At 61.7% G+C, this 22,546-nt stretch carries 16 protein-coding genes and 1 pseudogene; 15 read left to right on the plus strand and 2 right to left on the minus strand.

The genetic code is table 11. The features are described 5' to 3' along the window. Positions 1 to 222: 222 nt before the first annotated feature. Positions 223 to 2,187, minus strand: coding sequence for a dihydrolipoyllysine-residue acetyltransferase (gene aceF / locus CAG02_RS16675; RefSeq protein WP_085711105.1), 1,965 nt, complete (start codon positions 2,185 to 2,187; stop codon positions 223 to 225). An 11-nt stretch (positions 2,188 to 2,198) separates the two neighbouring features. Further along, on the minus strand, positions 2,199 to 4,844 hold the full coding sequence (gene aceE / locus CAG02_RS16680; RefSeq protein ID WP_085711106.1) for a pyruvate dehydrogenase (acetyl-transferring), homodimeric type: 2,646 nt from the start codon (positions 4,842 to 4,844) through the stop codon (positions 2,199 to 2,201). 262 nt (positions 4,845 to 5,106) lie between these two features. Between aceE and CAG02_RS30055 the strand changes: the two genes are divergently transcribed. From CAG02_RS30055 to CAG02_RS16750, 15 genes and pseudogenes are all read left to right on the plus strand, one after another. After that, entirely contained in the window at positions 5,107 to 5,232 is a 126-nt protein-coding gene (locus CAG02_RS30055) for a hypothetical protein (RefSeq protein ID WP_255261909.1), read from the plus strand. Next, entirely contained in the window at positions 5,229 to 8,171 is a 2,943-nt protein-coding gene (gene glnE, locus CAG02_RS16685; RefSeq protein WP_085711107.1) for a bifunctional [glutamate--ammonia ligase]-adenylyl-L-tyrosine phosphorylase/[glutamate--ammonia-ligase] adenylyltransferase, read from the plus strand. The genes CAG02_RS30055 and glnE overlap by 4 nt, the downstream gene beginning before the upstream one ends. Before the next feature lie 51 nt (positions 8,172 to 8,222). Further along, a complete protein-coding gene (gene waaF / locus CAG02_RS16690; protein ID WP_085711108.1) occupies positions 8,223 to 9,257 on the plus strand; it encodes a lipopolysaccharide heptosyltransferase II in 1,035 nt (344 codons plus the stop codon). A 1-nt stretch (position 9,258) separates the two neighbouring features. Further along, complete coding sequence (gene waaC, locus CAG02_RS16695; protein WP_085711109.1) at positions 9,259 to 10,320, plus strand: lipopolysaccharide heptosyltransferase I; 1,062 nt, start codon at positions 9,259 to 9,261, stop codon at positions 10,318 to 10,320. Next, positions 10,320 to 11,441, plus strand: coding sequence for a glycosyltransferase family 4 protein (locus tag CAG02_RS16700; protein WP_085711110.1), 1,122 nt, complete (start codon positions 10,320 to 10,322; stop codon positions 11,439 to 11,441). The genes waaC and CAG02_RS16700 overlap by 1 nt, the downstream gene beginning before the upstream one ends. Further along, positions 11,442 to 12,248 (plus strand): lipopolysaccharide core heptose(I) kinase RfaP, encoded by an 807-nt coding sequence (rfaP, locus tag CAG02_RS16705; protein WP_085711111.1) that lies wholly within the window; start codon positions 11,442 to 11,444, stop codon positions 12,246 to 12,248. Beyond that, positions 12,248 to 12,982: a lipopolysaccharide kinase InaA family protein gene (locus tag CAG02_RS16710; protein WP_085711112.1), complete on the plus strand. Its 735-nt coding sequence runs from the start codon at positions 12,248 to 12,250 to the stop codon at positions 12,980 to 12,982. Before rfaP ends, CAG02_RS16710 begins: the two co-directional genes overlap by 1 nt. Beyond that, positions 12,979 to 13,731 (plus strand): lipopolysaccharide kinase InaA family protein, encoded by a 753-nt coding sequence (locus tag CAG02_RS16715; RefSeq protein WP_085711113.1) that lies wholly within the window; start codon positions 12,979 to 12,981, stop codon positions 13,729 to 13,731. The genes CAG02_RS16710 and CAG02_RS16715 overlap by 4 nt, the downstream gene beginning before the upstream one ends. Further along, positions 13,731 to 15,182 (plus strand): lipopolysaccharide kinase InaA family protein, encoded by a 1,452-nt coding sequence (locus CAG02_RS16720; RefSeq protein ID WP_085711114.1) that lies wholly within the window; start codon positions 13,731 to 13,733, stop codon positions 15,180 to 15,182. The genes CAG02_RS16715 and CAG02_RS16720 overlap by 1 nt, the downstream gene beginning before the upstream one ends. 213 nt (positions 15,183 to 15,395) lie before the next feature. After that, positions 15,396 to 15,944 (plus strand): annotated as a pseudogene (locus CAG02_RS16725) (DUF3800 domain-containing protein); the annotation flags it as partial. A 225-nt stretch (positions 15,945 to 16,169) separates the two neighbouring features. Then, complete coding sequence (locus CAG02_RS16730) at positions 16,170 to 17,927, plus strand: carbamoyltransferase (protein WP_007952261.1); 1,758 nt, start codon at positions 16,170 to 16,172, stop codon at positions 17,925 to 17,927. Continuing rightward, entirely contained in the window at positions 17,911 to 19,041 is a 1,131-nt protein-coding gene (locus CAG02_RS16735; RefSeq protein ID WP_085711116.1) for a glycosyltransferase, read from the plus strand. Before CAG02_RS16730 ends, CAG02_RS16735 begins: the two co-directional genes overlap by 17 nt. Then, entirely contained in the window at positions 19,041 to 19,937 is an 897-nt protein-coding gene (locus CAG02_RS16740) for an antimicrobial resistance protein Mig-14 (protein WP_085711117.1), read from the plus strand. Before CAG02_RS16735 ends, CAG02_RS16740 begins: the two co-directional genes overlap by 1 nt. An 8-nt stretch (positions 19,938 to 19,945) precedes the next feature. Continuing rightward, positions 19,946 to 21,391: a PIG-L family deacetylase gene (locus CAG02_RS16745; protein WP_085711118.1), complete on the plus strand. Its 1,446-nt coding sequence runs from the start codon at positions 19,946 to 19,948 to the stop codon at positions 21,389 to 21,391. Next, the gene (locus CAG02_RS16750) at positions 21,388 to 22,542 is read left to right on the plus strand and encodes a glycosyltransferase family 4 protein (protein ID WP_085711119.1); all 1,155 of its coding nucleotides are present in this window, start codon (positions 21,388 to 21,390) and stop codon (positions 22,540 to 22,542) included. The genes CAG02_RS16745 and CAG02_RS16750 overlap by 4 nt, the downstream gene beginning before the upstream one ends. Positions 22,543 to 22,546: the final 4 nt, after the last annotated feature.

Below are 22,546 nucleotides of genomic sequence, written 5' to 3' on the forward strand. Positions count from 1 at the left end.
CTAACTTTTGTTGGCCAAGGTTAGTTGGGCGGTGATGAAAAATATCGACAGGAAGTGGACTAGGTTCGTGGCTGATGTCAGCGCAAGTTGTGGGAAAAGTACAGGCGTGCGTTATTTCAGACAAAAAAAAGCCCCGCCAAACTGACGGGGTTGAGGTACGAGCGTGTGGCGCTCGAAAACGTGGAACGCAGTCGGCCCTCCGTTGCCGGAGGGCCGAGCGCTTTACAGCAGGATGGTGCGGATGTCCGCCAGCAGATCGCCCAGACGCTTGGTGAAGCGTGCAGCAGCGGCGCCGTTGATCACACGGTGATCGTAGGACAGCGACAGTGGCAGCATCAGTTTCGGCTGGAAGGCTTTGCCGTCCCAGACTGGCTGGATGGTTGCCTTGGAAACACCGAGGATCGCCACTTCCGGCGCGTTGACGATCGGCGTGAAGCCGGTGCCGCCAATGTGGCCGAGGCTGGAAATGGTGAAGCAGGCGCCTTGCATCTCGTCCGACGAGAGCTTCTTGGTCCGGGCCTTTTCAGCCAGGGAAGCGGCCTCGGCGGCCAGTTGCAGCAGGCTCTTCTGGTCGACGTTCTTGATGACCGGTACCAGCAGGCCATCCGGGGTGTCGACGGCGAAGCCGATGTTCACGTATTTCTTGCGGATGATCGCCTTGCCGCTTGGAGCCAGCGAGCTGTTGAAGTCCGGCAGTTCCTTGAGCAGGTGTGCGCAGGACTTGAGCAGCAGCGGCAGAATGGTCAGCTTGACGCCGGCCTTCTCTGCAACGGCTTTCTGTGCGTTGCGGAACGCTTCCAGCTCGGTGATATCCGCCGAGTCGAATTGCGTTACGTGCGGCACGTTCAGCCAGCTGCGGTGCAGGTTGGCGGCGCCGACCTGCATCAGGCGGGTCATCGGCACTTCTTCGATTTCGCCGAAGCGGCTGAAGTCGACGACCGGAATCGGCGGGATGCCCGCGCCACCGGTTGCGCCAGCAGCAGCGGCCGGAGCTTCCTTGGCCTTCTGCATCATGGCTTTGACGTAAGTCTGCACGTCTTCTTTCAGGATGCGACCGTGCGGACCGCTGGCGCCGACAGCGCTCAGCTCGACGCCGAATTCGCGGGCCAGTTGACGCACGGCCGGGCCGGCGTGAACTTTTGCGCCAGGCTTGGCTGGAGCGGCAACCGGAGCGGCAGCAGCAGGTGCAGCGGCTGCCGGAGCAGCAGCGGCTGGCGCCGGAGCACTCGGAGCAGCAGCGGCAGCTGGAGCCGGGGCAGCAGCCGGAGCGGCACCTTTGACTTTCAGCTTGAGGATCAGATCGCCGGTGCCGACTTCGTCGTCCAGCTTGATGGAAATGCTTTCCACCACGCCAGCGGCAGGCGACGGGATTTCCATGCTCGCCTTGTCGGATTCCAGGGTGATCAGCGACTGGTCGGCTTCAACGCTGTCGCCAGCCTTGACCAGTACTTCGATGATCTTGGCCTTGCCGGCCGAACCGATGTCCGGAACGTGGATGTCCTGAACGCTGTCGGCAACCGGTGCAGCAGGCGCGGCGGCCGGAGCCGGCGCAGCGGCAGCGGCTGGAGCAGCAGCCTGGGCCGGAGCGGCAGCCGCAGGGGCCGCAGCACCCGCGACTTCCAGATCCAGGATCAGGTCGCCGGTACCGACTTCGTCGTTCAACTTGACGCTGATGGCCTTGACCACGCCAGCGGCAGGCGACGGGATTTCCATGCTCGCCTTGTCGGATTCCAGGGTGATCAGCGACTGATCAGCCTCGACCTTGTCGCCGACCTTGACCTGGATTTCGATGATCTGGGCCTTGCCCGACGAACCGATGTCCGGCACGTGCACTTGCTGAACCGAAGCGGCAGCAGGGGCAGCGGCTGGCGCGGCAGCAGCAGGAGCGGCAGCCGGTGCAGCTTCAGCCTTGGCGGCAGGCGCAGCAGCCGGAGCAGGGGCCGCTTGCGCGGCGCCCTCGACTTCCAGTTCCAGCAGTTCGTCGCCTTCTTTCAGGCGGTCGCCCAGCTTCACTTTCAGGCTCTTGATGACGCCGGCCTTCGGGGCCGGCACTTCCATGCTGGCCTTGTCCGATTCCAGGGTCAGGATGCTCTGGTCGGCTTCGATACGGTCGCCGACCTTCACAAACAGTTCGATTACTTCACCTTCACCGCTGCCGATGTCAGGTACGCGAATGAGTTCGCTCACAGAGTTTCTCCTCAGCAGTCCAGTGGGTTGCGTTTTTCCGGGTCGATGCCGAACTTGGTAATGGCCTCGGCCACGACTTTAGGTTCGATATCGCCACGGTCAGCCAGTGCTTCCAGGGCTGCCAACACCACGAAATGACGGTCGACTTCGAAGAAATGACGCAGTTTCTTGCGGCTGTCGCTGCGGCCGAAACCGTCGGTGCCCAGGACTTTGAATTCCTTGGACGGTACCCACTGACGGATCTGCTCGGCGAACAGTTTCATGTAGTCGGTAGAGGCGATGACCGGACCCTTACGGCCGCTCAGGCACTCTTCGACGTAGCTGCGCTTAGGCTTCTGGCCTGGTTTCAGACGGTTGCTGCGCTCTACGGCCAGGCCGTCGCGACGCAGTTCGTTGAAGCTGGTGACGCTCCACACATCGGCACCGATGTTGAACTCTTCACGCAGGATCTTCGCCGCTTCACGGACTTCACGCAGGATGGTGCCGGAGCCCATCAGCTGAACGTGGTGCGCCGCATCGCGGGTGTCTTCTTCGAGCAGGTACATGCCTTTCTTGATGCCTTCTTCGGCACCGGCCGGCATGGCTGGCTGCTGGTACGACTCGTTCATCACGGTGATGTAATAGAAGATGTCCTGTTGCTCTTCGGTCATCTTCTTCATGCCGTCCTGAATGATCACCGCCAGCTCGTAGCCGTAGGTCGGATCGTAGGTGCGGCAGTTCGGGATGGTGGCAGCCAGCAGGTGGCTGTGACCGTCTTCGTGCTGCAGGCCTTCACCGTTCAGGGTGGTACGGCCGGCGGTGCCGCCGATCAGGAAGCCACGGGTACGGCTGTCGCCGGCAGCCCAGGCCAGGTCGCCGATACGCTGGAAGCCGAACATCGAGTAGAAGATGTAGAACGGCAGCATTGGCTGGTTGTGGCTGGAGTACGAAGTACCGGCGGCGATGAAGGAGCTCATGGCGCCTGCTTCGTTGATGCCTTCTTCAAGGATCTGACCTTTCTGGTCTTCCTTGTAGAACATCACCTGGTCTTTATCGACTGGCTCGTAGAGCTGGCCGACGGACGAGTAGATGCCCAGCTGACGGAACATGCCTTCCATACCGAAGGTACGGGCTTCGTCCGGGATGATCGGAACGATGCGCGGGCCGATTTCCTTGTCCTTGACCAGTTGCGCGAGGATCCGCACGAAGGCCATGGTGGTGGAAATTTCACGGTCGCCGGAACCGTCGAGGATCGCCTTGAGGGTTTCCAGATCCGGAGTCGGTACGCTGAAGCTCTGTGCGCGACGCTGAGGCACGAAGCCGCCCAGTGCGGCGCGGCGCTCGGCCAGGTAACGGGCTTCGGCGCTGTTTGGCTCAGGCTTGAAGAACGGCAGGTTTTCCAGCTCTTCGTCTTTCACCGGGATGTCGAAGCGGTCGCGGAACAGCTTCAGGCTGTCGACGTCGACTTTCTTGGTGTTGTGCGCGGTGTTCTTCGCTTCGCCCGCACCGGTACCGTAACCCTTGATGGTCTTGGCCAGGATGACGGTCGGCTGTTCTTTGTGGTTGACCGCTTCGTGGTACGCCGCGTAGACCTTGTACGGGTCGTGGCCGCCACGGTTGAGCTTCCAGATCTCGTCGTCGGACAGGTCTGCAACCATCGCCTTGAGTTCTGGCGTGTTGAAGAAGTGTTCACGCACGAACGCGCCGTCTTTGGCCTTGTAGTTCTGGTACTCGCCGTCGATGACTTCGTCCATGCGACGTTGCAGGATGCCGTCGACGTCCTTGGCCAGCAGTGGGTCCCAGAAGCGGCCCCAGATGACTTTGGTCACGTTCCACTGAGCACCGCGGAACACGCCTTCGAGTTCCTGGATGATCTTGCCGTTGCCGCGAACCGGGCCGTCGAGGCGCTGCAGGTTGCAGTTGATGACGAAGATCAGGTTGTCCAGCTTCTCGCGGCCGGCCAGGGAGATCGCGCCCAGGGATTCCGGCTCGTCGCACTCGCCGTCGCCCAGGAAGCACCAGACTTTCTGTTTGCCCGGCTGAATGAAACCGCGGTGTTCCAGGTACTTCATGAAGCGCGCCTGGTAGATCGCCTGGATCGGGCCCAGACCCATGGATACGGTCGGGAACTGCCAGAAGTCAGGCATCAGCCAAGGGTGCGGGTAGGACGACAGGCCCTGACCGTCGACTTCCTGGCGGAAGTTGTTCATCTGGTCTTCGGAAATGCGGCCTTCCATGAACGCACGGGCGTAGACGCCTGGCGAGGTGTGACCCTGGAAGTAGATCAGGTCGCCGCCGTGTTCGTCGGTCGGGGCCTGGAAGAAGTAGTTGAAGCCGATGTCGTACAGGGTCGCGCTGGAGGCGAAGCTGGAGATGTGACCGCCCAGGTCAGAATCTTTCAGGTTCGTACGCATTACCATGGCCATCGCGTTCCAGCGTACCAGCGAGCGAATGCGGCGTTCCATGAACAGGTCGCCAGGCATGCGTGCTTCGTGGGTAACCGGGATGGTGTTGCGGTAAGGCGTGGTGATGGCGTAAGGCAGTTGCGAGCCGCTGCGGGTCGCGAGTTCGCCCATACGGGTCATCAGATAGTGAGCACGGTCTTCGCCTTCTTTGTCGAGAACCGATTCCAGGGCGTCCAGCCATTCCTGGGTTTCGACGGGATCGAGGTCTTGCATGGCTTGCTCCAGGGCGGAAAGGCTTCCAGAATCGGTTGCCTGAGTTTGCGACTGGCCTTGTGGGCAGACGATTTAAAATTCTTGGATTGCCGACAGGTTGTTCCGGCGGCGTGTAGTTTTACTACAAATCATCCGGCATTTCAGCCTTTCGAATGTATAGACGAGTAGTAAAACTACAGATGAAAGGCTTGTGGCCTCCGACTGCGTTGTGAGAATAATCGTTAAGGTTGGTCTTTAGCCATCCGAAAAAGGTGAAAGTTTGATGCTGGCTGCCAAAGAAAAAGAAATTTCAGCTATTTCTCACTTTTGTTCGACAGTCCTTCGCGTAGCGGTTTTTCAATCATCACTACAAGCGGCCATTTACACGCCGATCAAGGATAGACCATGACCCTGCCCGCGCTTGCCGAACTGCCCGCCATTCTCCTGCCGTTGGTCAGCCGATCCGAGCAGTCGTTCCGTACGGCCGTCGCCGGATTGGCCGAAGGCGATCACGGCTTCTCCACCTGGACTCCGGAGCGCTGGGCGCAGTTCGCCCGCGTCACTGGCGCCAGCGATTTCGTGATTGAACAGAGTGTTCGTGACCCTTTGATGTTGCTGTCGCTGGTGCAGTCCGGCGAACTCGACCGGCCGTTCGCCCCCGGCGAGCTGTGCGGGCAGATCGCCGCCGCAGTGAACACTGCACAAACAGAAGACGAGCTGGGCCGCGTCCTGCGTCGCCAGCGTGCCCGGCATCAGGTGCGGATCATCTGGCGCGACCTGACTCGTCAGGCCGATCTGGTGCAGACCTGTCGCGACCTTTCCGACATGGCCGACGCCAGCATCGACCAGGCCTATCAATGGCTGTACAGCCGCCATTGCCAGCAATTCGGCACGCCCACCGGCCGGCGCAGCGGCGAACCGCAGCAAATGGTCATCCTTGGCATGGGCAAGCTCGGCGCAGTTGAGCTGAACCTGTCTTCGGACATCGACCTGATCTTCGCCTACCCCGAGGGCGGCGAAACCGTCGGCGTGAAACGCGCGCTGGATAACCAGGAGTTTTTCATCCGCCTCGGCCAACGCCTGATAAAGGCCCTCGACCCGATGACCGTCGACGGCTTCGTGTTCCGCGTCGACATGCGCCTGCGCCCGTACGGCTCGTCCGGCGCGCTGGTGCTGAGCTTCAATGCGCTGGAGCAGTATTACCAGGATCAGGGCCGCGACTGGGAACGCTACGCGATGATCAAGGCACGGGTCGTCGCGGGCGATCAGGTGGCGGGCGCGCAGTTGCTCGACATGCTGCGACCGTTCGTTTACCGGCGCTATCTGGACTTCTCGGCGATCGAAGCGCTGCGCACCATGAAGCAACTGATCCAGCAGGAAGTCCGGCGCAAGGGCATGGCCGACAATATCAAGCTGGGCTCCGGCGGCATCCGTGAAGTCGAGTTCATCGCTCAGGCCTTCCAATTGATCCACGGCGGTCGCGACCTGAGCCTGCAGCAACGTCCTCTATTAAAGGTGCTGGGCACGCTGGAAGGGCAGGGTTACCTGCCGCCAGCGGTGATCAGCGAGCTGCGTGAAGGTTACGAATTCCTGCGCTACACCGAACATGCGATCCAGGCGATTGCCGACCGCCAGACCCAGATGCTGCCGGACACTGCACAGGATCAGGCGCGCATCGCCTTCATGCTGGGTTTCGCCGACTGGGACGCCTTCCATGAAAAGCTGATGTTCTGGCGTGGCCGGGTGGCCTGGCACTTTGCGCAAGTGATCGCTGACCCCGATGAAGAAGAGGGCGCCGATTGCGAAGTGGTGGTCGGCGGCGAATGGCTGCCGCTGTGGGAAGAGGCGCAGGACGAAGAAGCCGCCTGCCGCCAACTGGAAGAGGGCGGTTTCGCCGATGCCACCAAAGCCTTGAAGGCGCTGGCCGCTCTTCGCAGCAGTCCGCAACTGCGGGCGATGCAGCGTTTGGGGCGCGAACGCCTCGACGCCTTTATTCCGCGCCTGCTCGCTCAGGCGGTGGAGCATGACAACCCGGACTTGGTGCTAGAACGAGTGCTGCCGCTGGTCGAAGCGGTGGCCCGGCGTTCGGCTTATTTAGTCTTGCTGACGGAAAACCCGGGCGCGCTGCGTCGCTTGTTGACTCTGTGCGCCGCGAGCCCGTGGATCGCCGAGCAGATCACCCGTTTCCCGTTGCTGCTCGACGAATTGCTCAACGAAGGCCGGCTGTTCAAGCCGCCGCTGGCGCCGGAACTGGCTGCCGAACTGCGCGAGCGCCTGACCCGGATCCCGGAAGACGACCTCGAACAACAGATGGAAGCCCTGCGCCATTTCAAACTGGCGCACCGCTTGCGCGTCGCCGCCTCGGAAATCGCCGGCAGCTTGCCGTTGATGAAAGTCAGCGATTACCTGACCTGGCTCGCCGAAGCGATTCTCGAGCAAGTGCTGGCCCTGGCCTGGCGTCAGACCGTGGCCAAGTATGGTACGCCGCTGCGCACCGACGGCACGTTGTGCGATCCCGGCTTCATCATTGTCGGTTATGGGAAAGTCGGCGGGATCGAGTTGGGGCATGGTTCGGACCTGGACCTGGTGTTTATCCACGACGGTGATCCGCAGGCGGAAACCGACGGGGCGAAACCGATTGATGGTGCGCAGTTCTTTACCCGACTCGGCCAGCGGATCATTCACCTGCTGACGGCGCAGACCAACTCCGGCCAGCTGTATGAAGTGGACATGCGTCTGCGACCGTCCGGTGCGTCGGGGCTGTTGGTCAGTTCGCTGGGGGCATTTGCCCGCTATCAAGAAAATGAAGCCTGGACATGGGAACATCAGGCGTTGGTGCGGGCGCGGGTGCTGGTGGGCAGTCAGGATGTCGGCCAGGCATTCGAGAAAGTACGGGCCCAAGTATTGGGCAAGGCGCGGGATCTGGCGAAGTTGCAACAGGAAGTGAGCGAGATGCGCGCGAAGATGCGCGACAACCTCGGGAGCAAGAGCACCGCTGCCGGTACCGGGGCGAATGCCTTCGACGCCACGGCGCCGTTCGACCTCAAGCAGGACGCCGGAGGTATCGTCGATATTGAATTTATGGTGCAATACGCGGCCCTGGCGTGGTCGCAAAGCCACCCGCCGCTGCTGCGCTGGACGGACAATATCCGCATTCTGGAAGAGCTGGAACACGAAGGGCTGATGCCCGTCGAAGACGCCAGCCTGCTGCGCGAGGCCTACAAGGCCTATCGTTCCGCCGCCCACCGGCAGGCCTTGCAGAAGGACGCCGGCGTGATACCGGGCGACCAGTTCGCGGACGAACGGCGGCAGGTGATGCGGATCTGGCGAGAGCTGGGGCTAAGCTGATTCTCGAGACGGGGAGGCGTAAGGCCTCCCCGGTTCGTTTATGGAAACCACATGAATATTCTGATCGTTGGGCCCAGTTGGGTCGGTGACATGGTGATGGCGCAGACACTGTTTCAGTGTCTCAAGCAGCGCCACCCGCAGTGCGAAATCGACGTGCTGGCCCCCGAGTGGAGCCGGCCGATCCTCGAGCGCATGCCCGAAGTGCGCAAGGCCTTGACCTTCCCGCTCGGCCACGGCGCGCTGGAGCTGGCGACCCGCCGGCGGATCGGCAAATCGCTGGCCGGCCAGTACGATCAGGCGATCCTGCTGCCGAACTCGCTCAAATCCGCGCTGGTGCCGTTCTTCGCCGGCATCCCGAAACGCACCGGCTGGCGTGGCGAATTCCGCTACGGCCTGCTCAATGACGTGCGCACGCTGGATAAAGAACGTTATCCGCTGATGATCGAGCGTTTCATGGCGCTGGCCTATGAGCCGAACGCCGAACTGCCGAAACCGTATCCGCGCCCGAGCCTGCAGATCGACCCGGTGACCCGCGAGGCGGCGCTGGCCAAGTTCGGTCTGACCCTCGATCGCCCGGTGCTGGTGCTGTGCCCCGGTGCCGAATTCGGTGAAGCCAAGCGCTGGCCGTCCGAGCATTACGCCAAGGTCGCCGAGGCGCGGATTCGCGAAGGCTGGCAGGTCTGGCTGTTCGGCTCGAAGAACGATCACGCTGTGGGCGAAGACATTCGAGCGCGGCTGATTCCGGGCCTGCGCGAAGAGTCCGTGAACCTCAGCGGCGGCACTTCGCTGGCCGAGGCCATCGACCTGATGTCCTGCGCTGATTCTGTGGTCTCCAACGATTCCGGCCTGATGCACGTCGCAGCGGCGCTGAACCGTCCGTTGGTGGCGGTCTACGGTTCGACTTCGCCGGGTTTCACCCCGCCGTTGGCCGAACATGTGGAAATCGTTCGCCTGGGCCTCGATTGCAGCCCGTGCTTTGACCGCACCTGCCGTTTCGGCCATTACAACTGCCTGCGCCAGCTGATGCCGGACGCGGTCAACGATGCCTTGCAGCGTTTGCAGGGCTCCGTGGTCGAGGTTCATTAAGTTGCGGGTATTGCTGATCAAGACTTCATCGCTGGGCGACGTGATTCACGCGTTGCCGGCGTTGACCGACGCTGCCCGGGCGATTCCCGGGATCAAGTTCGACTGGGTGGTGGAAGAAGGCTTTGCCGAAATCCCGACCTGGCACCCGGCCGTGGGCAAGGTGATTCCGGTGGCGATCCGCCGCTGGCGCAAGAACCTCTGGAAAACCATCACCAGCGGCGAGTGGAAGCGCTTCAAGCAATCCGTTCGGGCGAACAAATATGACCTGGTGATCGACGCTCAAGGCCTGCTGAAAAGCGCCTGGCTGACCCGCTACGTCAAAGCGCCGGTGGCCGGCCTCGACAAGGGCTCGGCCCGGGAGCCGATCGCCGCACGTTTTTATGATCGCAAACTGGCGGTGGCCCGTGGTCAGCACGCTGTCGAGCGTGTGCGCCAGTTGTTCGCTATCGCTTTGGGTTACGACTTGCCCAAAGGCCTGGGCGATTACGGCCTCAACGTCGAGCGTCTGGTAGAACTGCCGCGCAAGAATGCCTACGTGGTGTTCCTGCATGGCACCACCTGGGACACTAAACACTGGCCGGAAAGCTATTGGCGTGAGCTGACCGAACGGGTCGGCTATCTCGGCGTCGGGATCAAGTTGCCGTGGGGCAACCCGCTGGAGAAGGCCCGGGCCGAACGTATTGCCGCCGGTTTCAAGCATGCCGAAGTGCTGCCGAAGCTGAACCTGGCCGGGGTCGGCAAGGTGCTGGCCGGCGCCCAGGCCTGCGTCGCGGTGGACACCGGTCTGGGCCATCTCGCTGCGGCACTGGACGTGCCGACAATTTCGCTGTTCGGCCCGACCAATCCGGGCCTGACCGGCGCCTACGGCAAGCTGCAGATTCACCTCGGCAGCGACTTCCCGTGTGCGCCGTGCCTGCAAAAGAAATGTACGTATCAACCGACCGCGCAGGATGCCCGTCAGTTTGACCTGAAACGCGAGTTGCCTCTGTGCTTCACGCGTCTGAATCCCGAGCGTGTCGCCAGCCGACTGAGCACGTTGTTGATGGCTGAGGAGCTGCGTTGATGCAATTGGCATTTGTCCTTTACAAGTATTTCCCGTTCGGTGGCTTGCAGCGCGACTTCATGCGCATCGCCCTCGAATGCCAGAAACGTGGCCACCAGATCCGCGTCTACACCCTGATCTGGGAAGGCGACGTGCCGCCCGGTTTCGAAGTGCTGGTAGCGCCGGTCAAGGCGTTCTTCAATCACCGCCGCAACGAAAAGCTCAGTGCGTGGATGGAGGCTGACTTGGCCAAGCGCCCGGTGGACCGCCTGATCGGCTTCAACAAGATGCCGGGGCTGGACGTCTACTACGCCGCCGACGGCTGCTTCGAAGACAAGGCGCAGAACCTGCGCCATTCGCTGTATCGCCGCTGGGGTCGCTACCGCCACTTCGCCGAATACGAGCGCGCGGTGTTCGCCAAAGACGCGAAGACCGAAGTGTTGATGATTTCCGAAGTGCAGCAGCCGCTGTTCATCAAGCATTACGACACGCCGCTGGAGCGCTTCCATCTGCTGCCGCCGGGCATCGCCCAGGATCGTCGCCGCCCGAAAAATGCCGACGAAATTCGCGCCGGTTTCCGCGCTGAATTCAACCTCAGGGACGACGAACTGCTGCTGGTGCAGATCGGCTCCGGGTTCAAGACCAAGGGCGTCGATCGCAGCCTGAAAGCCCTGGCCGCATTGCCCGTCGAACTGAAGAAACGTACCCGGCTGTTTGTAATTGGCCAGGATGACCCCAAATTGTTCCAGATGCAGAGTGCAACTTTGGGTCTGGGCGACAACGTGACGTTCCTCAAGGGGCGCAGCGATATCCCGCGCTTCCTGCTCGGCGCCGATCTGTTGATCCACCCGGCGTACAACGAAAACACCGGTACGGTGCTGCTTGAAGCGCTGGTTGCCGGGTTGCCGGTGCTGGTCAGCGCGGTCTGCGGTTACGCCCATTACATTGCCGAGGCCGACGCCGGGCGAGTGCTGGACGAACCGTTCGATCAGGCGCAACTGACGCAATACCTGACCGACATGTTGAACGACGACGCTGCACGGGCGGCCTGGAGCCGCAACGGTCTGGCCTTCGCCGAGACGGCCGACCTTTACAGCATGCCGCAGCACGCGGCCGATGTGATTCTGGCGGAGCACGCATAAATGAAGTTGATGCTGGCTGAACCGTTCAAGAGCCTCTGGGCCGGCCGCGATGCGTTCGCGGAAGTCGAGGGCTTGCAGGGCGAGGTGTACCGCGAGCTGGAAGCCCGCAGGACGTTGCGCACGGAAGTCGACGGCAACGGATTTTTCGTCAAGATCCACCGTGGCATCGGCTGGGGCGAGATTTTCAAGAACCTGCTGACCGCCAAGCTGCCGGTGCTCGGCGCGGGTCAGGAGTGGAAGGCTATCCAGCGTCTGCAGGAAGTTGGCGTGCCGACCATGACCGCCGTTGCCTACGGCGAGAAGGGCAGCAACCCGGCGGATCAGCATTCGTTCATCGTTACTGAAGAGCTGGCGCCGACCATCAGCCTCGAAGACTTCAGCATCGACTGGGTCAAACAGCCGCCGCAGCCGAAGCTCAAGCGGGCGCTGATCGCCGAAGTCGCACGCATGACCGGCATGATGCACCGCGCCGGGGTCAACCACCGCGACTGCTACATCTGCCACTTCCTGCTGCACACCGACAAACCGGTGACCCCGGAAGATTTCAAACTCTCGGTGATCGACCTGCACCGTGCCCAGACCCGCCCGGCGATCACCCGGCGCTGGCGCGACAAGGACCTGGCGGCGCTGTACTTTTCCGCGCTGGATATCGGTCTGACCCGTCGCGACAAGCTGCGCTTCCTCAAGGGCTACTTCCAGAAACCGCTGCGCCAGATCCTGGCTGAAGAGGCGTCGTTGCTGAGCTGGCTCGAAGGCAAGGCCAACAAGCTCTACGCGCGAAAACAGCGTTACGGGGATGCGCTCTGATGGCGGGTTGGAATCTTGAACCCGGATACAGCGACCTCGCAGCGGATTTTGGCAGTCTTGAAGCGGTATTCGCGCTGGAAGGCGAGCGCCTGACCCGCGATCCGCTGTCCGAAGTCATTCGTGTGCAGCGCAACGGCGTCAACTATTACGTCAAACGCTATTCCGGCGCCGGCAAGGGCTTGCGCCGTTACCTCGGCAAGCCGCGGGTGAAGATGGAGTGGCAGAACCTCAAGCGTTTCGCCAAGTGGGGCATTCCCACTGCCGAAGTGGTGGCCTGGGGCCTGGAGCGCAACGGCATGGCCTACGATCGCGGGGCGATGATTACCCGTGAGCTGCCGCGCACCGAGGACCTCTCGGCACTGGCCGAACGCAACGATCCCAAGCTGCGCAATCACAGCTGGGTCGACGCCATCAGTCGGCAACTGGCCGTCTATACCCGGACGATGCACGATCACCGCTTTACCCATAACGATCTGAAATGGCGCAACCTGCTGATCGACGATCAGGCGCAGCTGTTTCTCATCGATTGCCCGAACGGCGATTTCTGGCGCGGTTTCTGGCTCAAGTACCGGATCACCAAGGACCTGGCCTGTCTCGACAAGGTTGCCAAATATCACCTGTCGAACACCCAACGTCTGCGCTTCTACCTGCAATACCGCCAGCGTGACCGGCTCAATGCCGCCGACAAAAAACGGATTCGTCATGTGGTGAGATTTTTCGAGGGACGCGAATGACTGATTTTCTCGCCGCTGAAGACCGTGCGCTGCTGGATCGCCACGGTCTCGGCACGTTCGACGCGCTGTGGGCCAAGCAGCTCGAAGCGGTGGATGAGCCGAACACCGACGGTGGCGGCTGGAGCAGTGTGTTTCGCCTCGAACTCGAAGGCCACGGCTATTACCTCAAGCGTCAGAGCAACTACCTGACCCGCACCTTGCATGCGCCGTTCGGCGAGCCGACGTTCGCCCGGGAATTTCGCAACATCAGCCGCTACAACCAGCTCGGCATTCCGGCGCTGCAAGCGGCGTTTTTCGGTCAGCGCAAGGTCAATGGCGAAGTGCGCGCGATCCTGCTGACCCGCGCCCTCGACGGTTGGGATGATCTGGATTCGCTGTTGCAGCGCTGGTCCGACCTTGATGCATCGCAACAGTCGGCGATTCTCAAGGCCTGCGGTCAACTGGCGCGGCTTCTGCACGGTGTACGTCAGGTACATGGCTGCTTCTATCCGAAGCATATTTTCCTGCGTGCTGATGGCGCTGCTTATCAGGCGCAGTTGATCGACCTGGAAAAGACCCGGCCTTTGCTGTTCGGTCAGCGGGATCGGGTCAAGGACCTGGAGCCGCTGCTGCGCCGGGCGCCGGAGTGGACTGATGCCCAGTTGCGCGAGTTCCTGGCGGCGTATCTCGATCAGTCGGTCGACAGTTCGCTGGTCGACAGCTGGGTCACGCGGCTGACCGCGCGGCGCAGTCGCAAGGAGACCCGCTGATGCAGCTGTCCGACCTGAAGAACGCCGGACGCACGCCGGGCCTGCCGCTGACGGTTTCGCTGGCCGATGCGGCGGGGCCGGCCGATCTGCAATTGCTCAGTTTGTTGCGGGTGTTGCCGGGGCAGCGTTATGTCGGTGCCGGCGTGTGGCGCGGTCGCCCGGTGCTGGCCAAGTTGCTGGTCGGCAGCAAGGCTGCACGACATTTTCAGCGTGAACTGGAAGGGGTGAAACTGCTCGCCGCCCAGGGCATGACCACGCCGTTGCTGCTGGCTGACGGCCTGAAGGACGGCGAGGGTGGCTGGCTGCTGTTCGAATTCCTCGAAGGCGCCGAAAGCCTGGGTGATGCCTGGAACAAGGTCGAATCCTTGCCGGTGCTGGCGGATGAACAATCGGCAGTGCTGGCCGAAGCGCTCGGCGCCATCGGTCAGTTGCACGGCAAAGGCCTGTGGCAGGAAGACCTGCATCTGGACAACCTGCTGCGCCACGGCGGTCAGCTGTATCTGATCGATGGCGCCGGCATCTGTGTGGAAACTGCCGGCCAGCCGTTGTCCCGACAGAAAGTGCTGGAAAACCTCGGTGTGTTTTTCGCCCAGTTGCCCAAGTCGCTGGAGCCTTTCACCGAAGAATTGCTCGTTTATTACCTGTTGAGCAACAGCGAGCACGCACTGCCGCTGGAAGCCTTGCAGAAGCAGATCGACAAGGTGCGCGCCTGGCGGCTTAAAGATTTTCTGATCAAGGTCGGTCGCGAATGCACGCTCTTCAGCGTGCGGCGCGGGGCCTTCGGTCTGCGCTCGATCCGTCGTGAGGAAGAACCCGCGATGCTGCCGGTGCTGGAGCAGGCCGATGCCTTGCTCGATCAGGGCCATTTGTACAAGACCGGCGGCGCTGCCAGCGTCGGCAAGGTCGATGTCGCCGGGCGTCCGCTGGTGATCAAGCGCTACAACATCAAGAATTTTGCCCACTGGCTCAAGCGCTTCTGGCGCCCTAGCCGTGCCTGGCACTCCTGGCGCGAAGGCAATCGCCTGGCGTTTCTCGGTATTGCCACGCCCAAACCGCTGGCGGTGCTGGAAACCCGGTTTTTCTGGCTGCGCAGCAAGGCGTACCTGATCACCGAATACCTTGCCGGGCCGGACATCATCGAGCGTTTTGCGCCGTATGTTGAAAGCGGTGAAGCGCCGGAAGCCGAGTTGCAGGCGCTGGATCAGCTGTTTGCGCGGTTGATTGCCGAGCGCATCAGTCATGGCGACTTCAAGGGCCACAACCTGTTCTGGCATGAGGATCGCTGGGCGTTGATCGACCTGGATTCGATGTGTCAGCACGGCTCGGCGGGCAGCTTTGCTCCGGCCTATGCCCGGGATCGCGCGCGCTTCATGCGCAACTGGCCCGAGAGCAGTGCGCTGTATCGGGTGATTGATCAGCGTTTGCCGAAGGATGCATCGGACGCTGCGTGATTTCTTTCGCAAGCCGGTAAGACGTTTCTGCAATAAAAATCGGGTAAGGCATGTGGAGACAGGTCCTGGTGACTTGTCCTACGGCCTTCCCGGAACCCATGAACTGCCCCCCGCAAAGTCCCGATGCTAGTTTGCCCCGACGTTCCCGGAGGGCAAACCTTGGCCATCAAAACGGCTTTCACCAGCGACGCATTTTTCCTCGTCCTGCCTGGCCTCTTCATGTCCAGAGAGCACAAGAACGCTTTTCTTGAGGAGCTGACGTGCATCATTGAAGCCAGCAACTTCGTTCTGATCAGTTGCGTGGTAGACAAGCTCTCTCTTCGCGAGAAACATGGCACGGGACATAATCCTTATCACCTCGCTCTCGGCTTTTGTCTGGAAACGCTCTACGAGTTTTTGCAGGAGAAGAATCAGCAGGGGGCACTGACGCACGTGATTTTCGAGCGCCGAGGAAAGCGAGAGGATAACGAGCTTGAATTGGAGTTTCGCAGGATGTGTAGCGGGGCGAATCGATGGGGCATTCAACTGCCGTTTGACATCGTTTTTGCAACCAAGCAGGTGAACTCTACCGGCCTGCAGCTAGCCGATCTCGTTGCGAGACCCATTGGCATGAGCGTGTTGAGGGCGGGTCAGGAAAATCGTGCTTTTGACGTGCTCAAGCGCAAGTTCTATTGCAGCGGAGGGCGGAGCAAGGTTGGAGAGGGTTTCGAGAATTGGGGTTTGAAGCTTTTCCCATCCCCAGAAAGCGAAAAGCCCCGATGATCTCACCGAGGCATTAGCGCCGACCGGGATCTCCCAGTCCATTTGTGCTGGAGTCTATGGCGATGCTCCCAAGGTGTCAACGCGTTGGCCGGCCAGTTCCGCTAGAGGTTTGTCGGCGCTTTTAAGCTATAATCCCGCCCTTTAGCTGTCTCTCGCCCGGTGCGAGGGCACATCATTTTTCAAGGCGCATCGCGCCTGAATGCAGACTAAAGAGGCTAGACCCCTGTGGCATTGACGATTCTTGGCCTGTCCGGCGCCCTTAGCCATGATCCTTCAGCAGCCCTGTACATCGACGGCAAGCTGGTCGCGGCGGCTGAGGAAGAGCGCTTCGTACGCGATAAACATGCAAAGAACCGCATGCCCTACGAATCGGCGAAGTTCTGCCTGGAGCAGGCTGGCATCAAGCCGTCCGACGTTGACGTGGTGGCGATTCCGTTCGCCCCGATCAGCATTTTCGGCAAGGCCCGCTGGCAGTACGCCAAGCGTTACTGGTACGCCCCGGACCGCGCGCTCGACGCGATCCTGATGGGCAACCGTCGCTACAAGCGCTATCGCAACAAGATCGTCTGGTGCCTGGAGCAACTGGGCTTCGATCCGAAGAAAATCAAGATCGAGCCGGTTGAACACCACCTGGCCCACGCCTCCAGCGCCTACCACTGCTCGGGTTTCAAAGAGAAAACCGCGATCCTCGGCATCGACGGCAAGGGTGAGTACGCCACGACCTTCTTCGGTTATGGCGAAAACGGCAAGATCCACAAGATCAAGGAATTCTTCGATCCGGACTCCCTTGGCGGCCTGTACGGCGCGATCACCGAGTTCCTCGGTTTCGACATGCTGGACGGTGAGTTCAAGGTCATGGGCATGGCGCCGTACGGCGACGCCAGCAAATACGATTTCTCGCGCCTGGCCTCGTTCGAGAACGGCGAGCTGGTGATCAACACCGACTACGCCAACGTGATCGGCCTGCGTCGCTACAAAGAGAAGGGCAAGGGTTACTACTTCTCGCCGAAGCTGATCGAGTGGCTGGGTCCGAAGCGCGAAGGCGACATCGCCGACGAGCCTTACATCCACTACGCCGCCAGCATTCAGGCGCTGTTCGAAAAAATCGCGCTGCAGATGATCGACTACTACCTGGGCGACGTGCTCAAGGAAACCGGCAAACTGGCCTACGCCGGTGGCTGCGCGTTGAACGTCAAGCTCAACCAGAAAATCATCGCCCGCGACGACGTCAAGGAACTGTTCGTACAGCCTGCCTCCGGCGATGCCGGCACCGCCGTCGGCGCAGCGGCCTATGTGTCCAACGCTCGTGGCGTGCCGGTCGAGAAGATGGAACACGTCTATCTCGGCCCGTCGTACAGCAACGAAGACGTGATCGCCGCGTGCGCCCGTCACGAGAACAAGCCGACCTGGCGCAAGCTCGACAACATGCCGGAGCAGATCGCCAAGATCATGGTCGATGGCAACCCGGTGGCCTGGTTCCAGGGCCGCATGGAGTTCGGTCCGCGTGCACTGGGCGGTCGTTCGATCATCGGTTGCCCGAGCGTGGCTGGCGTGGCCGACCGCATCAACCACCAGATCAAGTTCCGCGAGCGCTGGAGGCCTTTCTGCCCGTCGATGCTCGACACCGTTGCGCCACAGATGATCAAGATCGATCACCCGGCGCCGTTCATGACCTTCACCTTCGAAGTGGCGGAAGAGTGGAAGACCCGCGTGCCGGAAGTCGTCCACGAAGACGGTACTTCCCGGGCCCAGGTGCTCAAGCGCGAATACAACCCGCGCTACTACGACATGATGAAGGCACTGGAGGTGCTGACCGGCAACGGCGTGTCCCTGAACACCTCGCTCAACCGCCGTGGTGAGCCGATGATCTGCTCGCCGACCGACGCCCTGAACATGTTCTTCGGCTCCGATCTGCAGTACCTGATCATGGAAGACATCCTGGTGGTCAAAGAAGGCGCAAACGCTTATGACACGCTCGGCTGAACGCCATGTGCTGCAGTTCTGTCACGGCTATGACGGGCCGTTCCTCGACTGCGCGCGGCAGTACGCCAGCCTGTTCGCGGGCACCGGTTATCGGGTCACCACGGTCTTTCTGACCGGGGCGGCCGATAGCGAGGTGGCCGCGGCCTGCGCCTCCGACGAAGTGTTGTTCATGGAATACAGCTCCAAGGCCATTCGTGGCCTGAAGCTGGGTGCCATCGGCGATCTGCACAAGATCGCCGCTTCACGCAATTTCAGTTTCTGCATCGCCCATCGCTTCAAGCCGATCTACATCGCCTTGCTCGGCACTTCGCTGCCGGTGATCGGCGTGCACCACGCGTTTGGTGACTACAAACGCGGCTCGCGCAAACTCTTTGCGCACATTTTCCGCAAGCGCCTGAGCCTGCTCGGCGTGTCCGACGCGGTGCGCGACGACATGCGCCGCTGCCTGCCGAAATGGCCGGCGACGCGTATCCAGACCCTCTACAACCGCATCGATGTTTCGGCGTTGCAGATGAGTCAGGTGTCCGCCCGTGAAGCCCGCGAGACCCTGGGTCTTGCAGCGGATGCGTTCATTGTCGGCAACGTCGGTCGCCTGCACCCGGACAAGGATCAGGCCACGCTGCTGCACGGTTTTGCCGCCGCGCTGCCCGGTCTGCCGGCCAACAGCCAACTGGTGATTCTCGGCAAGGGTCGTCTTGAAGATGATCTAAAGGCGCTGGCACGCGAACTGGGTGTCGGTGATCGCGTGCTGTTTCTCGGTCAGGTGCTGGACGCACGCAATTACTTCCGCGCATTCGATGTGTTTGCCCTGAGCTCCGACCACGAACCGTTCGGCATGGTGCTGCTGGAGGCCATGGCCGCCGGCGTGCCGCTGCTGGCCACGGCGTGTGGCGGGGCGAAGGAAGTGGTCGAAGGCGTGGGCATTCTGTTCCCGCTGGGCGATGCCGAGCATCTGGCCCAGGGCCTGAAACATCTGGCCGGCATGGACGAGCAGCAGCGTCGTCAATGCGCCGAGATGATGTTCGACCGCCTGCGCGAGCGCTTCTCCGACCGCGCCGTGCGCGACACCTTCTGGCATTTGCCGCAAGTTACCGATCTGGCACCGAGGGGCTGATGCTCAACCGATTTCAAGGCTGGCGCGAACGTGGCTGGTCGCCCGTTGACGCCTCAACTTATGCACAGGCCTGGCAGCGTTTTGGTGGCAGCGTCGCGACTCATCCCATGGTTGTCGAACGTCTGGCGGACCTGGCCGGCATCCCGGTGCGTTATCTGGCCTGGGAACAGCAGGGCGAAGTCAAAGCGGCGATCCCGACCTGGGGGCGCGACCTGGCCTTGTCCAAGGACGTGCTCAAGCGCAACGGCAAGAAAGGCCTGTTCGATCTCGGCAACGCCGAACTGATCCTGCCGGCCGCCGCCGATGCCCAGGCCCCGCTGCGTCATCGCGGGCGCTACCTGTCGGCGCTCAACGAAAACCGCTTCAGCGGCCTCAAGTTGCAGACCGAACAACTGGCCATGGCCCGGCCCCCCGAAGAACTTTCGAAGAAGTTTCGCTACAACCAGCGGCGCGAACTGCGCCTGCTGGAAGAGGCGGGCGGGGTGGTGCGGCCGGTGAGCGACTTTTCGAGTGTCGAACTGGCCGCGATCTATTGCGACCTGTTCCAGCGTCGCTGGGGTTTTCCGGCCACTGGCGCGGCACGCATGGCCGAAGTCATCGAGCTGCTGCGCGAGTTGCTGATCGGTTCGGTGATCTTCCTCAACGATGCGCCGATCGCGATTCAACTGGTGTACCGCGTCGAAGCCCCGGAGTGGATCAGCGTCGAGTACATCAACGGTGGCGTCGACCCCGAAACCCGTGAGTTCAGCCCCGGCAGCGTCCTGAGTTTTCTCAATACGCAAAGTGCCTGGGAGCATGCGCGGGCCCTGAACAAGCCGCTGCGTTTTTCCTTCGGTCGTGCCGACCGTGAATACAAGGATCGCTGGTGCAATCCTGTGCCGGTCTTCACCGTATGAGTCAGCCCATGAGCCGCAAACAGCAATTGCTCAAGCGTCACCGGCGCAATAAACGGATCAGCCTGCTGATTGCACTGATCGTGTTGATCGCCCTCGGCGTGCTGGTGGCCTGGTGGTTACCGCTGGTGCTGGCGGTGATTGGCTGGATTGCCCATGAAGCGTGGTTCGCCGACCACCTGTTCTATTCGCCGAAAGACGATTACCAATACAGCTTTCCGCCGTTCACCCCGCAACCAAAAGTGCATTTGCACGGTGAGCAATTGCGCCTCGACGAGGGCGTGATGCTGGTGGACGACGCCACGCTGATCCTCGCCGTGCGGGTGAAAAGCACCTGGCTGGGACGCTTCTTTGATCCGCGCGTCGAGCTGGCGGGTGGATCGAACCCGGATGCCCAGACCTTCGAACGAGGCGTCAACGGCCTGCGTTATCTGAACCTCAGTGGTCAGGCGCAAACCTTGTCGCAAGGCCAGTTGCGTCTGCGCGGGCGCTTTTGCCGGGTGTCCGGCGAGCCGGTGCTGTGGGCGCTGGAGCAACCGGACTACCGTCGCCAGCGGGTGATGGTGATTGCGCCCCACGCCGACGATGCCGAGCTGGCCGCCTACGGTCTGTACAGTCAGGCCGACGAGACCTGGATCGTGACCCTGACCGCCGGCGAGATCGAAGCCGAACACTATCAGCAAATGGGCCTGAGCAAGGTCGAGGCGTCGCGACTCAAGGGCCGCTTGCGGGCCTGGGACAGCCTCGCCGTGCCGCGCTGGGCCGGCGTGCCGCAAGAGCATTGCGTACAACTCGGCTACTTCTGCCTGCAACTGGCGGCGATGCAGGCTGCGCCGAATCAACCGGTGGGCTCGCGGGAAGCCGATCTGAGCGACACGCGGATTTTTCGTCAGCTGAATCCGTTTGCCTTGCCCGGCGATGCCGACGGCGCGCCGACCTGGAACAATTTGCTGGCCGATCTGCGTGACGTCCTGTCACGTGCCCGTCCGGATGTGATCGTGTTGCCGCATCCGACGCTGGATCCGCATCCCGACCATATCTGTGCCCAGGAAGCCGTGCTGGAAGCCTTGCGCGGCCTGGACTGGCAACCGACCCTGCTTGGCTACGCCAACCATTTGCACGACAACGATCGCTGGCCGATGGGCGACAGCGGGCAGGGTATCGCCTTGCCGCCGACGTTCGATGCGACTCTGGCGATGCAGCCGCTGTGCCTGCCGCTGTCGGTCGAGTTGCAACGGGACAAGGCCATGGCACTGGGCATGATGCATGACCTGCAACCGCCGGCGCCGTTCAAGCGGCGCCTGCGTCGGTTGTTTCAGCGACTGCTGGCTGGTCGGGCGCCGTCGGTCTATGGCGAGAACGAATTTTTCCGCAAAGCGGTCAGGCGCCAGGAGTTGTTCTGGGTGCTGAAGCAAAGCGAAACAGGCGCGACGGGATCGCACCGGGGAGAGTCATGAGTCAACGCGCAAAGGTGCTGCAGCTGCAGCCCGACTACAACGTCAAATCCCATGATTTCGCCGACCTCGCCGAACAGATCGTCAAGGCCCTGCCGACGGACCGTTATGAGGTGACGGCGGCATTCCTGCGCGGCAAACCCGGGCCGGGTGAGGCCGTCAGCCGGGCCGACCGTTCGGTGTATTTCGAGTTTTCCGACAAGTCCCTCAAGGGCATGCGCCTGCGGGCGATGTGGCAGCTGTACAAGTTCTGCCGGCGGGAAAAGTTCGATGTGGTGATCTGCAATCGCTTCAAACCGGTGAACATGATGCTGACCCTCAACCGCTGGTTGAAAGTGCCGTTGTGCATCGGCATTTCCCACGGTTTCGGCGAGTACGACCGCTTTTATCGCCGTCGTCAGACTCAACGCCTGATCGACCGGCACTGGCGTTTCGTCGGCGTGTCGCCGGCGGTCAAACAGTACCTGCTGGACTGCGATTGCGGTTTTACCGACCAGAATACCTACGCGATCACCAACGCCATCGACATCGAACAGGCCGAAGGCTTGCAGCACAGCCGCGAGCGTGCCCGCGAGTTGCTGGGCATCGACCCGAATGTGCGCCTGATCGGTGCGCTGGGGCGGCTGGTGTCGGTCAAGGGCCACACTTATCTGTTGCAGGCTTTCGCCCAGCTGAAAGACAAATACCCCAATACTCAGCTGGCAATCATCGGTGCCGGACGCCTGCAAGCTCCGCTGGCGGCCGAGATCGAGCAGCTCGGCCTGAGCGGTCGCGCCCACTTGCTGGGCTTCAAGGAAAACGCCCTGCAATACGTGCGTGCGTTCGATATCTGGACCATGCCGTCGCTGGCCGAAGGCCTGGGCCTGGCTCTGCTGGAAGGCATGAGCGGACACTTGCCGGTGATCGCCTCGAACGTACCGGCCATGCTGCCGCTGATCGAAGGGGCTGGTGGCCTGGCGATCACACCCAAGGATGTGTCGAGCCTGGTCGCGGCGCTGGACACCTACCTCGGGCTGTCGGATGACGAGCTCAAGGCCAAGGGTGAACAGGCCTATCGTTATTTGCAGGAACAGCACGACATCGAGGTCTTCCGTCAGGAATACCTGAACCTGATCGACTCCGGCCTGGCGCAGGCCCGCAAGGAGCAGCCATGAGTGA

Origin of the sequence: Pseudomonas sp. R43(2017) (assembly GCF_002112345.1) — a bacterium.
Classification (GTDB): domain Bacteria; phylum Pseudomonadota; class Gammaproteobacteria; order Pseudomonadales; family Pseudomonadaceae; genus Aquipseudomonas; species Aquipseudomonas kribbensis.

Excerpts from the sequence above, each read along its gene's own strand:
- CAG02_RS16745 (WP_085711118.1), top strand. The coding sequence starts at position 19,946 with ATGAGCCGCAAACAGCAATTGCTCAAGCGTCACCGGCGCAATAAACGG.
- aceE (WP_085711106.1), bottom strand. The coding sequence starts at position 4,844 with ATGCAAGACCTCGATCCCGTCGAAACCCAGGAATGGCTGGACGCCCTG.
- rfaP (WP_085711111.1), top strand. The coding sequence starts at position 11,442 with ATGAAGTTGATGCTGGCTGAACCGTTCAAGAGCCTCTGGGCCGGCCGC.
- CAG02_RS16700 (WP_085711110.1), top strand. The coding sequence starts at position 10,320 with ATGCAATTGGCATTTGTCCTTTACAAGTATTTCCCGTTCGGTGGCTTG.
- CAG02_RS16750 (WP_085711119.1), top strand. The coding sequence starts at position 21,388 with ATGAGTCAACGCGCAAAGGTGCTGCAGCTGCAGCCCGACTACAACGTC.
- CAG02_RS16735 (WP_085711116.1), top strand. The coding sequence starts at position 17,911 with ATGACACGCTCGGCTGAACGCCATGTGCTGCAGTTCTGTCACGGCTAT.
- CAG02_RS30055 (WP_255261909.1), top strand. The coding sequence starts at position 5,107 with ATGCTGGCTGCCAAAGAAAAAGAAATTTCAGCTATTTCTCACTTTTGT.
- glnE (WP_085711107.1), top strand. The coding sequence starts at position 5,229 with ATGACCCTGCCCGCGCTTGCCGAACTGCCCGCCATTCTCCTGCCGTTG.
- waaF (WP_085711108.1), top strand. The coding sequence starts at position 8,223 with ATGAATATTCTGATCGTTGGGCCCAGTTGGGTCGGTGACATGGTGATG.
- CAG02_RS16715 (WP_085711113.1), top strand. The coding sequence starts at position 12,979 with ATGACTGATTTTCTCGCCGCTGAAGACCGTGCGCTGCTGGATCGCCAC.
- CAG02_RS16720 (WP_085711114.1), top strand. The coding sequence starts at position 13,731 with ATGCAGCTGTCCGACCTGAAGAACGCCGGACGCACGCCGGGCCTGCCG.
- CAG02_RS16740 (WP_085711117.1), top strand. The coding sequence starts at position 19,041 with ATGCTCAACCGATTTCAAGGCTGGCGCGAACGTGGCTGGTCGCCCGTT.
- CAG02_RS16710 (WP_085711112.1), top strand. The coding sequence starts at position 12,248 with ATGGCGGGTTGGAATCTTGAACCCGGATACAGCGACCTCGCAGCGGAT.